Here is a 14321-nt window from a genome sequence, read left to right as displayed (position 1 = left end):
GGATCAGCTCCTCAGCCGGTCATTCTCGGGATCGAACGGCGAATCCGCGATCACGGTGGCGCGGTGGCGTTTGCCCAGGATGACGATATCCAGGTCCCTGCCCGCCTCGGCGAGATCCGGCCTGACCATCGCCAGCGCCAGCGACTTGCCCGTCCGCCAGCCATAGCCGCCCGACGTGGCGCGCCCGACCAGTTCGTCGCCGACAAGGATCGGTTCCGCGCCGCGCGCGTCCGCGTCGGTCACGCCGTGCACTTCCAGCGTGACGAGCGCGTTCGGCTCCCCGGCGTCGCGCCGCGCCAACAGCGCCGCGCGGCCGAAAAAGTCCGGCTTCTTCGTGCCGATGAAACGCGCCAGGCCACTCTCATAGGCTGAATATTCGACCGAAAGCTCGCGCGGGATCAGCTTGTAGCCCTTCTCCAGTCGCATCGAATCCATCGCGCGAATGCCGAATGGCTTGAGATCGTCCCCGCCCGCCTCGAACAGCAGGTCGAAGATGTAGTTTTGCATCTCGATCGGGTGGTGAATCTCCCAGCCCAGTTCGCCGACGAAATTCACGCGCAGCGCCTCGACCGGCGCTACCCCGATGCTGATGGTCTTGCCCGTGAGCCAGGGGAAGGCGGCGCTCGACAGGTCGGTCCCGGTCACCTTGGCCAGGATCTCGCGAGACCTGGGGCCAGCCAGGACGAGCACCCCCATTGCCGTCGTCAGCCGCTCGAACGCGACCGAGCCGTCCCGCGGCATCGCCTTTTTCAGATAGTCATGATCGTGTTTCTCATAGGCCCCGGCCGACACCAGGTAGAAACGCTGCGGCCCCTGTTTGTAGACGGTGAACTCGCTGCGCACCCCGCCCCGCGCGGTCAGCAGGTACGACAAGGTGACGCGCCCGATCTTTTTCGGCGCCGCGTTCGTCAGCAACCCGTCGAGCCATGCTTCCGCGCCGGGCCCGGAAATCTCGCATTTCGCGAAGGCGCTCATGTCGAGCAGCCCCGCCTTTTCAGTGACATGGCGGCATTCATTCCCGACATGCTCGAAGTAGTTCGAGCGGCGGAACGACCATTGTTCGCGGATCGGCGCATCGCCTTGCGGCACCGGATAGTTGCGGTTGAGCAGGACGTCGGGCCGGACCAGGTCATCCGCGCTCAGCTCATAGCCGGGGGGCGCGAACCAGTTCGGCCGCTCCCATCCGAAAACGGTCCCGAACACCGCGCCCTTTTCCTTCATCCGGTCATAGCAGGGCGTGCGGCGCAGGCCGCGCGCGCCCTCGCGCTCCTCGTCCGGATAATGTACGGTGAAGACCTTGGCATAGGCCTCCTCATTCTTGGCGGTGAGATAACCCTTGCCGGCATAATCGCCGAAGCGACGCGGATCGACGCCCATCATGTCGATCGTCGGCTCGCCGTCGACGATCCAGTGCGCGAGCTGCCACCCTGCCCCGCCCGCCGCGGTGATGCCGAAGCTATGGCCTTCGTTCAGCCAAAAATTCCTGAGCCCCGGCGCCGGGCCGACGATCGGGCCGCCGTCCGGGGTATAGGCGATCGCGCCATTATAGACGCGCTTGATGCCGACTTCGCCGAATGCGGGCACGCGGGCGATCGCCGCCAGGATATGCGGCTCGAGCCGCTCCAGATCCTCCGGGAACAATTCATATTCGGACTCGGCCGAAGGTCCTTCGGGATAGCAGACCGGCGCACCGACCTCATAAGGGCCGAGGAGAAGGCCGCCCGCTTCCTCGCGCATATAATAGCTGGCGTCGGATTCCCGCAGCACGCCCATCTCGGGAAGGCCGGCCCGCTTGCGTTCCATGATCGCGGGATGCTGCTCGGTGACCAGATATTGATGCTCGACCGGGATCACCGGAATGTCGAGCCCCACCATGGCGCCGGTCCCGCGCGCGAAATTGCCGCTCGCGGAGACGACATGCTCGCACAGGACATCGCCCTGGTCGGTCGAGACCAGCCATGAGCCGTCCGGCTGTTGCGCGATCGCGGTCACCACGGTGTTGCGGTTGATCTCCGCGCCAAGCTGGCGCGCGCCCTTGGCCAGCGCCTGGGTGAGGTCAGCGGGCTGGATATAGCCGTCGGCGGGGTGGCGGATCGCCGCGATCACGCCGGTCATATCGGCCAGCGGCCACAACGCCTTCACGTCGTCCGGCGTGAGCATGTCGACATCGACGCCGATCGTGCGCGCGACCCCGGCATAATAGAGATATTCGTCGAGCCGGTCCGGGGTGCAGGCAAGGCGGATGTTCGACACGTTGGAGAAGCCGACATTGAGCCCCGTCTCGGCCTCAAGCGTCGGATAGAAGCCGACCGAATATTGGTGCATCTTGCCGACCGAATAGCTCAGGTTGAACAGCGGCAGCAGCCCTGCGGCGTGCCAGGTCGACCCCGAAGTCAGTTCCTTGCGCTCGATCAGCATGACGTCGGACCAGCCCAGCTTCGCCAGGTGATACAGCGTCGATACCCCGACGACGCCACCACCGATCACCACGACACGAGCATGTGTTTTCAAGGCATGTTTTCCGATCGCTGAGGAAATGCGGGTGTTCCGGTCGTCGGCCTTCCTTTTCAGGGGCGATGGCCTGATATGCGAGATTAGTGTTGCTTATCCAACGGCCGCCGAGGCTATGCTCCCCCGCTCGACGGGCCGGGACATGGCGGGCATGCTGACGTCGATCGTGCGAGGACCTGCCTGAGATCATGAAGCTGCCGCCCGGATATGAACTGAATTCGATCGAGGTGTTCGTCCTCACCGCCGAACTCGGCGGCATGACCCAGACGGCGCGGCATCTCGGCATGACTCAGTCCGCCGTGTCGCAAACCATCTCGAAGCTCGAGGCCGCGTTGGGCGTGCGCCTGTTCGATCGCGCGATGCGGCCGCTCGCGCTTACCCCCAGCGGGAAGGTCCTGCTGCGCGACGGCGTGACCCTCGTCGCCACGGCGCGCGGCCTGGCGCGCCAGGTCCGCGAGGGCGGCGAACGCGTGGTCGATTGCGTCACCATCGCCATGGCGGAAAGCATGGCCAATCATTTGACCGCACCGCTCCTGAAGGAGATGGGGCCGCGCGCGCATCAATGGAAATTGCGATCCGGCATTTCGATGCTGCAGCACCACGACTTCCTCGCCCGCAAGCTGGACATGCTGATAACCGGCAGCAGCCAGCTCGAAGAGGTCGAGGACATCGAGCATTTCCCGATCATGACCGAGGATTTCATCCTGATCGCCCCGGCCGATCACCCCGGCCCGCTCGACCCGATCGAGGCGCTCGCCGGCATGCCGTTCGTCCGCTATTCGCTGCTGTCGGCAATGGGCCAGCGGATCGAGCGCCAGATGACGCGGCTCCGGCTCAAACTGCCGAATATCGTCGAAGTGGATTCGACGATGCAGCAGCTTTCCGCGGTCGCCGCCGGCGTCGGCTGGAGCATCACCACGCCGTTGTGCCTTGCAAGCCATATCGACCTCCTGCCGGCGCTTCAGGCAGCGCCGATGCGCCGCGCGCAATTCCGGCGCCATGTCCAGCTCCTGGTTCGGCGCGGCGAGTTCGGCGCGCTCCCGCGCGACATCGCCGCGCTGTCGCGCGAAAGCCTTCGGAACGGCCGGCTCAAGCGACTTTCGGAGGAGCTGCCCTGGATAAGCGCGGCATTGCACTGGCCGTCCGAAACCGAAGATCCGTCGCCCTAGGTGCCGGTCAAGTGCCCCACGCCACGGAAAAACGACCCGGTCGCCGCGTGCACGCCCCGGTGGCCGCGATCGGCTTGCGCCCTGATGGACGTTAATCGTTATGCCTTTGATTCGATTGCGGATCGGCGATAGGCCGGTTGAGGACCACTCCAGCTCAGAGACGTGAATGACTTCGCTTACGATCGCGCGCGCCCCGACGGCGCCGAAACCCGGGATGGACGCGCGCGTGGTGGTGGGCCTCGCCATCGTGATCCTGTTCTTCCTGATCAGCGGCGCGATCGCCTATTCCAACATCAACGTGTTGCGCGAAGACGATACGAAGATCCGGCACTCGCATGACGTGATTACGTCGCTCTATGATCTGCTTTCGACCGTACAGGATGCGGAGACCGGTCAGCGCGGCTATCTGCTCACCGGTAACGAGAAATATCTGGCGCCCTATGAAGACGCCCGGGCGCGTGTGGCGCCCGAACTCACCAACATCATGTCGCTCACCCGGGACAATGACTCGCAGCAGGTGCGGATCGCCACGTTGCGGCGCCATATCGCCGCCAAGCTCGCCGAGCTGAAACGGACCATCGATCTGCGCCAGAATGCCGGTCTCGTCCCCGCCCTCGCGATCGTGACGAGCGATCGCGGCAAGATCGAGATGGACGCGATCCGCGCCGAGCTCGATCTCATGCAGCAGGAAGAGAGCCGGCTGCGCCAGATCCGGATCGACGAAATGGCCGCTGCCTACCGCACGGCATGGGTCAGCGGCGTGCTGTCGGGCCTGCTCGGCGTCCTGCTGACGCTCGTTATCGGTTTCCTCATCCGCCGCGCCTCCATTGCGCGCGAACGGCAGCAATGGTTGCAGACCGGCCAGGCCAGCCTTGCCTCCGCCATGCTGGGCGACCAGGCGACCGAGCAGCTGGGCGAGAATATCCTCACCTTCCTGACGAGTTTCCTCGGCGCGCAGGGCGGCGCCGTCTTTGGCGGCGAGGGAGCCCATTATCGCCGCATCGCGGTCGACGGCGTGCCGGCGGATGCGAAGATCGTCGATCGTTTCTCGCTCAAGGAAGGCCTGTTGGGCCGCGTGGCGGCCGACCGCGTGCCGACCATGCTGAGCGACATTCCCGATGGCTATCTGACCATCGGTTCGGCACTCGGCCAGGACAAGCCGCGCCATCTGACGATCTCGCCGGCGGTCGCCGACGATGTGGTGCACGGCGTGATCGAACTCGGCTTCCTGCATCCGGTCGGCGAGCATGCACTCACCTTTCTCGAACAGGTGTCCGGATCGATCGGCGTGGCGCTGCGCTCGGCGCGCATCCGGACCGAATTGCAGAATTTGCTCGAAGAAACGCAGCGCCAGTCCGAAGAACTGCAGGTGCAGAGCGAGGAGCTGCGGGTTTCGAACGAAGAGCTCGAGGAGCAGGGCCGCGCGCTCAAGGAATCCCAGGTCCGGCTGGAGCAGCAGCAGGTCGAGCTCGAACAGACCAACGCCCAGCTCGAGGAGCAGGCCCAGCTCCTCGAAGCGCAGCGCGACGACCTGACGCGGTCGAGCGCCGCGGTCGAACTGAAGGCGCGCGAGCTGGAGCAGGCGAGCCGCTACAAATCCGACTTCCTCGCCAACATGTCGCACGAGCTCCGGACGCCGCTCAATTCGCTGCTCATCCTGTCCAAGCTGCTCGGCGACAATCCGAACGACAATCTGTCCGAGGAGCAGGTCAAATATGCCCGGACCATCCAGTCCTCGGGCAACGACCTGCTGTCGCTGATCAACGACATTCTCGATCTCTCCAAGATCGAGGCTGGCCATATCGAGGTGCGGCCGGAAACGGTGGCGCTGGAGCGGCTGGCGACTGACATGCGGCAGATGTTCCAGCCGATCGCCGGCGAGCGGGGCTTGCAGTTCGACATTGCGGTCGCGGCGCATTGCCCGACCACGATCGACACCGATCGACAGCGTCTCGAACAAGTCCTCAAGAACCTGTTGTCCAACGCCTTCAAATTCACTGAGCAAGGCAGCGTACGTTTCTCCATCGACTGTCTCGACGGTGAACGCGTCGCCTTCGCCGTCACGGATTCAGGGATCGGCATCGCGGAAGAGCAGCAACGCGACATCTTCGATGCTTTCCGCCAGGCCGACGGCACGATCAGCCGTAAATATGGCGGCACCGGCCTCGGCCTGTCGATCTCGCGTGAGCTGGCACGCCTGCTTGGCGGCAGCATCGCGCTCGCCAGCACGCCGGGCGAGGGCAGCAGCTTCACCCTCACGCTGCCTCTGGCGTACGATCCGGCGATGGTGGCGCCGCGGGACGAGCGCGTGCCCGCGCCACGCGAGGCTTCCGCCGCTTCGGCACCGGCCAACCCGCCCAAAGCGGCGAAGCTCCCGCGCAGGGTCGAGGACGATCGCGACACGCTTGCCGGATCGAACCGGGTCCTGCTCGTGGTAGAGGACGATCCGAGCTTTGCCGGGATCGTCCGCGACCTGTCGCACGAGATGGGCTTCCAATGCCTCGTCGCCGGCACCGCTGAAGAAGCCCTGCACCTAGCCCGGCAATTCAAGCCGAGCGCCGTGGTGCTCGATGTCGGTCTGCCAGACCAGTCGGGCCTTGCCGTGCTCGACCGGCTGAAGCGCGACGTCGAGACGCGGCACATCCCGATCCATGTCGTCTCCGGCAGCGACCATAGCCAGACCGCGTTGTCGCTCGGTGCGATCGGCTATCTCGTCAAGCCGGTGAAGCGCGAGGAACTGGTCGATGTTCTCGAGGCGCTGTCCTCGAAGCTTGCGCGCACGGTCCGCCGAGTCCTGATCGTCGAGGACGATCCGGTACAGCTCGACGCCGTCAGCAGGCTGCTCGCCTCAGGGGTGGTCGAAACCGTGGGCGCGCGCACCGCCGCCGAATGCCTCCAGCGCCTGCAGGAAGAGACGTTCGACTGTATGGTCCTTGATCTCACCCTGCCGGATTCGTCGGGCTTTGCGTTGCTCGAGAAGCTGAGCGAGGACGGCGCACACAGCTTCCCGCCCGTGATCGTCTATACCGGGCACGACCTGTCGGCGGACGACGAGCAGCGCCTGCGCCGCTATTCGGATTCGATCATCATCAAGGGCGCCCGCTCGCCGGAGCGGCTGCTCGACGAAGTCTCGCTGTTCCTGCACCAGGTGGTGACCGAGCTGTCGCCCGAGCAGCAGAAGATGATCCAGAAGGCGCATAATCGCGATGCGATCCTCGAGGGACGGCGCATTCTCATCGTCGAGGATGACGTCCGCAATGTCTATTCGCTGACCAATATCCTCGAGCCGCGCGGCGCGCTGGTCGAGATTGCCCGCAACGGCCGGGAAGCGATCGACGCGCTGGAGAAATCCGCCGCGGACGGCGGAAACGCGATCGACCTGGTGCTGATGGACGTGATGATGCCGGTAATGGACGGCCTTACCGCGACGCGCGAGATCCGGAAGGATGCGCGGTGGAAGAAGCTCCCGATCATCTCGCTGACCGCCAAGGCGATGCCCGACGATCAGGAGCGCTGCATCGAGGCGGGTGCGAGCGATTACATGGCCAAGCCGCTGGACGTGGACAAGCTGCTCTCGCTCGTCCGGGTCTGGATGCCGCGATAGGCCCGCTCATGCCCAACGAGACCGAGGATATCGAATTCCGGCTGCTGCTGGAGGCGCTGTATCAGCGCTACCATTATGATTTCCGGCACTATGCGCAGGCGTCGATCAAGCGGCGCCTGCGTCAGGCGCGCACGCAGATGGGATTCGCCAATTTCTCCGCGATGCAGGAACGGCTTCTGCACGACGAAGCGATGCTGCCGCGCCTGCTGAACTATCTCACCATCCAGGTCAGCGAGATGTTTCGCGATCCCGCCTATTTCCGGGCGATCCGCGAAAAGATCGTGCCGCATCTGCGCACCTATCCATCGCTCAGGATATGGATCGCAGGATGCAGCGGCGGGGAGGAGCTGTATTCGCTCGTCATCCTGTTCCGTGAGGAAGGGCTTGAAGAGCGCACGATCTTCTATGCGACCGACATCAACCAGGACGCGCTGGATACCGCATCGAAGGGCATTTATTCGCTCGACCGGATCAAGGCGTTCACGGAAAATCATCGGCTGTCGGGCGGCAAATCGTCGCTCTCCGACTATTACAGCAGCGCTTATGGAGGTGCTGCGTTCGACAAGACCCTGCGCGACCGGGTGGTGTTTTCGGATCACAGTCTCGTCACCGACGCCGTCTTTGCCGAGATGCACCTGATCTCGTGCCGCAACGTCCTGATCTATTTCGATCGCGAATTGCAGGATCGGGCCATCGGCCTGTTCCGCGACTCCCTGCCGCGAAACGGGTTCCTCGGGCTGGGCTCGAAGGAGAGCCTGCGCTTTTCCGCGCATGCCGCTGCCTTTGGCGAATTCGTCCGCGAGGAGAAGATCTACCAAAGGCGCGAGCCATGAGCGATGTTGCCGCACGTGCGATCGTGATCGGGGCGTCGGCGGGCGCGGTCGAGGCGTTGTCGCACATCCTGCCGGCACTCCCCGCCGATTATCCGCTACCGATCCTGATCGTGGTGCATATTCCGCCTGACCGCAAAAACATGCTTGCGCCCTTGTTCCAGGCCAAATGCCGGATGGTGGTGCGCGAGGCCGAGGACAAGGAGCCTGCCCTTGGTGGCGTGATCTATTTCGCGCCACCCGATTATCACCTTCTGGTCGAGGCCGAGGGCACGCTGTCGCTATCAACCGACGATCTGGTCCTGTATTCGCGCCCTTCGATCGACGTCCTGTTCGAGAGCGCTGCCGATGCCTTCGGCCCGGCGCTTGTCGGCATCGTTCTGACCGGTGCCAATGAAGACGGCGCAAAGGGCCTGAAGGCGGTCGCGGACGCAGGCGGAACCGCGCTCGTCGAAGACCCGTTATCGGCTTATGTGAACACCATGCCGATGGCAGCCCTGAACGAATGCGCCACGGCACGCGCCATGCCGCTTACCGCGATCGCGGACTATCTGGTGAAAGAATGTGCGGTATGACGAGCGTAATGGGCCCGGTGCATTGTCTTCTCGTCGACGATCTCGAGGAAAACCTTCTCTCGCTGGAGGCCCTGCTCGGTCGTGAGGGTCTCGTCTTGCTCAAGGCGCGATCGGGCGACGAAGCGCTGGAACTGCTGCTGCGCCATGATGTCGCGCTCGCGTTGCTCGATGTGCAGATGCCGGGCATGAACGGGTTCGAGCTCGCCGAGTTCATGCGCGGGAACGAACGGACGCGCCATATTCCGATCATCTTCGTGACCGCGGGAAGCGCCGATAACCAGCGCCGCTTTCGTGGCTATGAAGCGGGCGCGGTCGACTTCATCCAGAAGCCGATCGAAGCCGATATCCTGCGCAGCAAGGCGACCATCTTCTTCGACCTGTATCGCCAGCGCGGGCAGATCGCCGCGCAACGCGACGAGTTGAAGGAAGCATCACAGGCGCTCAGGAACGCCGATCGGCACAAGGACGAGTTCCTTGCCGTCCTGGCGCATGAGCTGCGCAACCCGGTCGCCGCGCTCGGCGCGGGCCTGCATCTGCTGAAGAAGCGTGCGGCATCGTCCGACCAGGCCGACGCCATTCGCGAGCAGATGGAGCGCCAGCTTTTCCATCTCTCCCGGCTGGTCGAGGATCTGCTCGACATATCGCGAATCAGCGAGGGGAAGATCTCGCTCCGCAAGGAACGGATCGAGCTGAACACGGTCCTGCGGTCAGCGATCGAGGCGAGCCAGCTCAACCTCGATGCCGCGCAGCACAGCTTCACCGTCGATCTGCCATCGGAGCCGGTATGGATCGACGCGGACCACACCCGGATCGCCCAGGTGGTGGCCAATCTGCTGAACAACGCGGCCAAATACACCCCGGCCGGCGGCGCCGTCTCGCTCACTGCACGCTGCGCGGACGGCTCTGTCGAGATCAGGGTAAGCGACAACGGCATCGGCATCCCGGTCGACATGCAGTCCCGGATCTTCCAGATCTTCACCCAGGTGGAGGATCATCGGAAACAGGCCGCCGGCGGCCTCGGTATCGGCCTCGCGCTGGTCCGCCAGATCATTGCCCTTCACCACGGATCGATCGAGGTGAAGAGCGATGGCGAGGGCAAGGGCAGCATGTTCTGCGTCAGGCTCCCGCTCAGCGACGATCCCGCAACGCTGCCCCGCCGCGATGCGGATGGGACGAGCGATCTTGCAACGGCGGAGATATGATGGCCGGCGTGCGCTGAAGCCTTATTCCACCAGTCGCGCCAGCTGCGCCGCGACGGTGCCCCATCCGTCATGGAAGCCCAGCTTCTCATGGGTATCCCGGTCGGCCCGGTTCTTGTGCATCGCATGGGCGTGATAGTCGGTGCCCTCGGGATGGTCCCTGAAGGTGATGACGGCGCTCATGAAACCGCGTTCGGCCGGCCGCCATCCGCCGAGCAGGCAGTTGGTGAAGACGATCCGCTCCATCTCGTCCACCGCGAGGAAGCAGGCGTCGAGATGCGGCACGAAATCTCCGCCATCCTCGCTCATCAAGGTGGTGAACGCGCCGCCGGGGCGCAGGTCCATCGCCACGACCTTGCACAGCGTCGGCGCCGGGATCCACCACTGCGCGAACTTCGCCGGATCGGTCCAGGCATTCCACAGCGCAGCGCGCGGCGCCTTGATGATGCGGGAGATGGTCAGGTCGAGGTCGGGGTTCATTGCGGTTTCTCCTCAATACTGGTGACGAACTGTTCGAGCCGGTCGGTGCGTTCCTCCCAAAGGGCGCGCTGATCGGCGAGCCAGTCGTCGATCGCGGCGAAGGTCGCCTTCTCGATCGAACAGGTGCGCACCCGGCCCTGTTTGCGGGTGCGGATCCAGCCGCTCTTCTCGAGCAGGTGGATGTGTTTCATGAAGGACGGCAGCGCCATATCGAAGGGCTGCGCCAGTTCGCTGATGCTGGCAGGCCCCCTGCCCAGCCGCCCGAGCACCGCGCGGCGGGTAGGATCGGCCAAAGCCTGGAAAACCCCGTTCAGCTGGTCGTGATACTGTTCCATAAGGCTAAGTATCATGCACCATCGCTTAGCTCAATGGCTAGGTTTTACGGGCGTGACGCTGCCGCAACGTCTTCTCGACAGGAATCAGCGGCGCCGGACCACTGCGTCCATGACGGCATACTTACGTATTTGTCACGGACACTTGGGCTGAGTCGTACGTTCCACATCTGACGGCCGATGCAGCACGCTTTGTCGCATCGGAACGTGCTGGAGGAAGACATGAAGACAGGAATCTCGCGGGCCGCCCTTGTCGCAGCGCTGGCTGCCGCAACCTTGATGACGGCGGGCTGCGCCACCGAAACGGCCTATCGCCCGGCGACCGGCACGGGCTTCGCGCGCGCGGGCTATAGCGACCGGATGATCGAGGCCAACCGCTACATGGTGAGCTTCGCCGGCAACAGCTACACCTCGCGCGACACGGTCGAGCGGTATCTGCTCTACCGGTCGGCCGAGCTGACGGTGCAACATGGGTATGACTATTTCATCCTGGCCGATCGCGACACCGACCGGCGCACCCGCACCTACACCACGCCGAGCGCTTTCGGCCCCGGACCGTATGGCTATTGGGGACCGAGCTGGCGCTATCGCGGCCGCGGCTTTGGCTGGCGCAGCTGGGATCCGTTCTGGGGCGATCCCTTCTGGGACCGCAGCGTGGATATCAACACGGTCGACAAATATGAGGCCAATGCCGAGATCGTGCTCGGCCGAGGCCCCAAGCCGCGTGACAATGTCCGCGCCTTTGACGCGCGCGAGGTGATGAACAACCTCGGTCCGTCGATCGTGATGCCCAAATAAAAGAAAGGCTCCCCCGCGCCAGCGGGGGAGCCTCTTTGTCAGGCCACGCCGACCGCGCCGTGGCAATGCTTGTACTTGCGCCCCGAGCCGCACGGGCATGGTGCGTTGCGGCTCACCTTGCCTTCCCATTCAGCCGGATCCTCGCCAACCTCGTCGCCCATCGGGCGCGGGATCGATAGCGGCGGCAGGGTCGTGGTCAGCAGGCCGCGCGTGCCCGCATCGATATCATCACTGTCATCGTCACCGCTGAACGGGTCGAAATGAGTCGTGATGAAGTCAGGCAGGTCAGGCAGCGGCGGCGCTTCCTGGATCTGGAACTGGGCATGCGCGATGGTGCGGGTCACGTCCTCGCGGATATTGCCGAGCATGCGCTCGAACAGCGAAAAGGCTTCCTGCTTATACTCGTTGATCGGCGTCTTCTGCGCATAGGCGCGCAGATGGACGACCTGGCGCAGCGCATCGAGCGTCGCCAGATGCTCTTTCCAGTGATGATCGAGATTCTGCAGCAGGATCGACTTCTCCACCTGCACCCACTGGTCCGGCTCGAGCATCGCGGCCTTTTCGGCGACCATCGCATCGGCCGCCTCGCGCACGCGTTCCTCGACCACTTCCGGATCGATCGCCTCTTCCTTCAGCCAGTCGTCGATCGGCGGCTCGAGCGCGAGCGTCTCGGCGAGCTTCGCGCGCATGCCCTCCACATCCCATTGCTCGGGATAGCTATTGGGCGGGCAAGCCTCGCCGACGATCGAATTGACCAGTTCGGTGCGCATATCGGCAACGACGTCGCCGACCGTATCCGCATCCATGATGTCCGCGCGCTGCTCATAGATGACCTTGCGCTGATCGTTCATCACGTCATCATATTCGACGACCTGCTTGCGGATGTCGTAGTTGCGCGCCTCGACCTTCTTCTGCGCGGTCTCGATCGCCTTGGACAGCCATTTCGATCCGATCGCCTCGCCGTCGCCGATGTTCGAGCGCATCATGCGCGCGAACAGCGTGTCCGGGCCGAAGATGCGCAGGAGATCGTCGTCGAGGCTCAGATAGAAGCGGCTGAGGCCGGGATCGCCCTGGCGACCCGAACGGCCGCGCAGCTGGTTGTCGATGCGACGGCTCTCATGGCGCTCGGTACCGAGCACGAACAGGCCGCCCGCGGCGAGCACCTCGGCTTTTTCGGCGGCGATCTCCGCCTTGATCGCGGCGATGGCGGCCTCGCGCTCCGGCCCTTCGGGCATTTCGGAGAGCTCATCGTTCACCCGGAATTCCAAATTGCCGCCAAGCTGAATGTCGGTGCCGCGGCCCGCCATGTTGGTCGCGATGGTGACGACGCTCTTGCGGCCTGCCTGCGCGACGATATGCGCCTCGCGCTCATGCTGGCGGGCGTTCAGCACCTCGTGCTTCACGCCTTCCTTGACCAGGAAGTCGGACAGCAGCTCGGATTTCTCGATCGAGACGGTACCGACCAGCACGGGCTGGCCCAGATCGGCGTGATGCTTGATCTTCTTGGCGATCGCCTGGAACTTGTCGGCGGTGTCCTTGTAGAATTCGTCTTCCTCGTCGACGCGCTGCACCGGCACGTTGGTCGGGATGGTGACGACGTTCATCTTGTAGATGTCGTAGAATTCCGCCGCTTCGGTCGCGGCGGTGCCGGTCATGCCCGACAGCTTGGGGTACATGCGGAAATAATTCTGGAAGGTGATCGAGGCCATGGTCTGGTTCTCGGGCTCGATCTGCACGCCTTCCTTGGCTTCGACCGCCTGGTGAAGCCCGTCCGACCAGCGCCGGCCATCCATCATGCGGCCGGTGAACTCGTCGATGATGATGACCTTGCCGTCCTTGACGATATAGTCGGTATCGAGCTTGAACATCATGTTGGCGCGCAGCGCCTGGTTCAGGTGATGCACCACCTGGGTATTCTCGAAATCATAGAGGTTCGCGCCCTCGAGCAGCCCGGCTACCTCGAGCATGCGCTCGACCTTCTCCGTGCCGTCCTCGGTCAGGATGATCGACTTCTGCTTCTCGTCCTTCTCGTAATCCTCGGCCGCCAGCTGCTTCACCACCAGGTCGACGCTGCGATACAGGTCCGACTTGTCGTCGGTCGGGCCGGAGATGATCAGCGGGGTACGCGCTTCGTCGATCAGCACCGAATCGACCTCGTCGACGATAGCCATGGCGAACGGGCGCTGCACCATCGAGGCGCGCTCATACTTCATGTTGTCGCGCAGGTAATCGAAGCCGAACTCGTTGTTCGTGCCATAGGTGATGTCGGCGGCATACGCGTCGCGGCGCTGCTGGTCGGTCAGGTTGGGGATGATCACGCCGGTCGTCAGGCCAAGGAAGCTATAGATCTGGCTCATCCAGTCGGCGTCGCGCGCCGCCAGATAATCGTTGACGGTGATGACATGGACGCCGGTCCCGGGCAGCGCGTTCAGATACACCGCGAGCGTCGCGACCAGCGTCTTGCCCTCGCCGGTGCGCATCTCGGCGATCTCGCCGCGGTGGAGCACGATGCCGCCGACCATCTGCACGTCGTAATGGCGCTGTCCCAGGGTCCGCTTCGCCGCTTCGCGCACCGTGGCGAACGCCTCGGGCAGCAGGTCGTCGAGCTTGGTGCCGTTCGCCAGCCGCTCACGGAACAGCACGGTCTGGTTGGCGAGCTCGGCGTCGCTCATCGCCGAGATGGTCGGTTCGAACGACGCGATCTTCGCGACGATGGTGCCGAGGGATTTGACGTAACGGTCGTTCGAAGAACCGAAAAGCGATTTGGCAAAGCCGCCGAGCATGGAGAATTCCCGATCTGTAAAGACATGGCCGCCGGGTCGT

At 64.1% G+C, this 14321-nt stretch carries 10 protein-coding genes; 6 read left to right on the top strand and 4 right to left on the bottom strand.

Translation table 11 applies throughout. The annotated features are described in order from the left end of the window. Positions 1 to 3: 3 nt before the first annotated feature. The gene (locus ACZ1I2_RS14355) at positions 4 to 2511 is read right to left on the bottom strand and encodes a GcvT family protein (RefSeq protein ID WP_465176787.1); all 2508 of its coding nucleotides are present in this window, start codon (positions 2509 to 2511) and stop codon (positions 4 to 6) included. Between the two features lie 188 nt (positions 2512 to 2699). Here ACZ1I2_RS14355 and ACZ1I2_RS14350 point away from each other — a divergent pair, with 188 nt between their 5' ends. The 5 genes from ACZ1I2_RS14350 (at position 2700) to ACZ1I2_RS14330 (ending at position 9891) form a co-directional block, all read left to right on the top strand. After that, positions 2700 to 3680 carry a LysR family transcriptional regulator gene (locus tag ACZ1I2_RS14350; protein ID WP_465176788.1) on the top strand — a complete coding sequence of 327 codons (981 nt, stop codon included), beginning with the start codon at positions 2700 to 2702 and terminating at the stop codon, positions 3678 to 3680. A gap of 166 nt (positions 3681 to 3846) precedes the next feature. After that, positions 3847 to 7284, top strand: coding sequence for a response regulator (locus ACZ1I2_RS14345; protein ID WP_465176789.1), 3438 nt, complete (start codon positions 3847 to 3849; stop codon positions 7282 to 7284). Between the two features lie 8 nt (positions 7285 to 7292). Further along, complete coding sequence (locus ACZ1I2_RS14340) at positions 7293 to 8117, top strand: CheR family methyltransferase (RefSeq protein WP_465176790.1); 825 nt, start codon at positions 7293 to 7295, stop codon at positions 8115 to 8117. After that, complete coding sequence (locus ACZ1I2_RS14335; protein ID WP_465176791.1) at positions 8114 to 8689, top strand: chemotaxis protein CheB; 576 nt, start codon at positions 8114 to 8116, stop codon at positions 8687 to 8689. The genes ACZ1I2_RS14340 and ACZ1I2_RS14335 overlap by 4 nt, the downstream gene beginning before the upstream one ends. After that, positions 8686 to 9891, top strand: coding sequence for a hybrid sensor histidine kinase/response regulator (locus ACZ1I2_RS14330; protein ID WP_465173468.1), 1206 nt, complete (start codon positions 8686 to 8688; stop codon positions 9889 to 9891). The genes ACZ1I2_RS14335 and ACZ1I2_RS14330 overlap by 4 nt, the downstream gene beginning before the upstream one ends. Positions 9892 to 9912: 21 nt before the next feature. Here ACZ1I2_RS14330 and ACZ1I2_RS14325 read toward each other — a convergent pair whose 3' ends face one another. Then, positions 9913 to 10368 (bottom strand): SRPBCC family protein, encoded by a 456-nt coding sequence (locus ACZ1I2_RS14325; protein ID WP_465173469.1) that lies wholly within the window; start codon positions 10366 to 10368, stop codon positions 9913 to 9915. After that, the gene (locus tag ACZ1I2_RS14320; RefSeq protein ID WP_465176792.1) at positions 10365 to 10718 is read right to left on the bottom strand and encodes an ArsR/SmtB family transcription factor; all 354 of its coding nucleotides are present in this window, start codon (positions 10716 to 10718) and stop codon (positions 10365 to 10367) included. Before ACZ1I2_RS14320 ends, ACZ1I2_RS14325 begins: the two co-directional genes overlap by 4 nt. A gap of 204 nt (positions 10719 to 10922) precedes the next feature. Between ACZ1I2_RS14320 and ACZ1I2_RS14315 the strand changes: the two genes are divergently transcribed. Then, the gene (locus tag ACZ1I2_RS14315) at positions 10923 to 11498 is read left to right on the top strand and encodes a CC0125/CC1285 family lipoprotein (protein ID WP_465176793.1); all 576 of its coding nucleotides are present in this window, start codon (positions 10923 to 10925) and stop codon (positions 11496 to 11498) included. Between the two features lie 38 nt (positions 11499 to 11536). Here ACZ1I2_RS14315 and secA read toward each other — a convergent pair whose 3' ends face one another. After that, positions 11537 to 14281: a preprotein translocase subunit SecA gene (gene secA / locus ACZ1I2_RS14310; protein WP_465176794.1), complete on the bottom strand. Its 2745-nt coding sequence runs from the start codon at positions 14279 to 14281 to the stop codon at positions 11537 to 11539. Between the last annotated feature and the right edge of the window lie 40 nt (positions 14282 to 14321).

It is taken from the genome of Sphingomonas sp. BL-S-29, from assembly GCF_055521495.1.
The sequence above is the reverse complement of the archived record's forward strand: the minus strand, read 5'-3'. Positions and strand labels throughout refer to the sequence as shown.

Excerpts from the sequence above, each read along its gene's own strand:
- ACZ1I2_RS14315 (WP_465176793.1), top strand. The coding sequence starts at position 10,923 with ATGAAGACAGGAATCTCGCGGGCCGCCCTTGTCGCAGCGCTGGCTGCC.
- ACZ1I2_RS14330 (WP_465173468.1), top strand. The coding sequence starts at position 8,686 with ATGACGAGCGTAATGGGCCCGGTGCATTGTCTTCTCGTCGACGATCTC.
- ACZ1I2_RS14345 (WP_465176789.1), top strand. The coding sequence starts at position 3,847 with ATGACTTCGCTTACGATCGCGCGCGCCCCGACGGCGCCGAAACCCGGG.
- ACZ1I2_RS14320 (WP_465176792.1), bottom strand. The coding sequence starts at position 10,718 with ATGATACTTAGCCTTATGGAACAGTATCACGACCAGCTGAACGGGGTT.
- ACZ1I2_RS14325 (WP_465173469.1), bottom strand. The coding sequence starts at position 10,368 with ATGAACCCCGACCTCGACCTGACCATCTCCCGCATCATCAAGGCGCCG.
- ACZ1I2_RS14350 (WP_465176788.1), top strand. The coding sequence starts at position 2,700 with ATGAAGCTGCCGCCCGGATATGAACTGAATTCGATCGAGGTGTTCGTC.
- secA (WP_465176794.1), bottom strand. The coding sequence starts at position 14,281 with ATGCTCGGCGGCTTTGCCAAATCGCTTTTCGGTTCTTCGAACGACCGT.
- ACZ1I2_RS14335 (WP_465176791.1), top strand. The coding sequence starts at position 8,114 with ATGAGCGATGTTGCCGCACGTGCGATCGTGATCGGGGCGTCGGCGGGC.
- ACZ1I2_RS14340 (WP_465176790.1), top strand. The coding sequence starts at position 7,293 with ATGCCCAACGAGACCGAGGATATCGAATTCCGGCTGCTGCTGGAGGCG.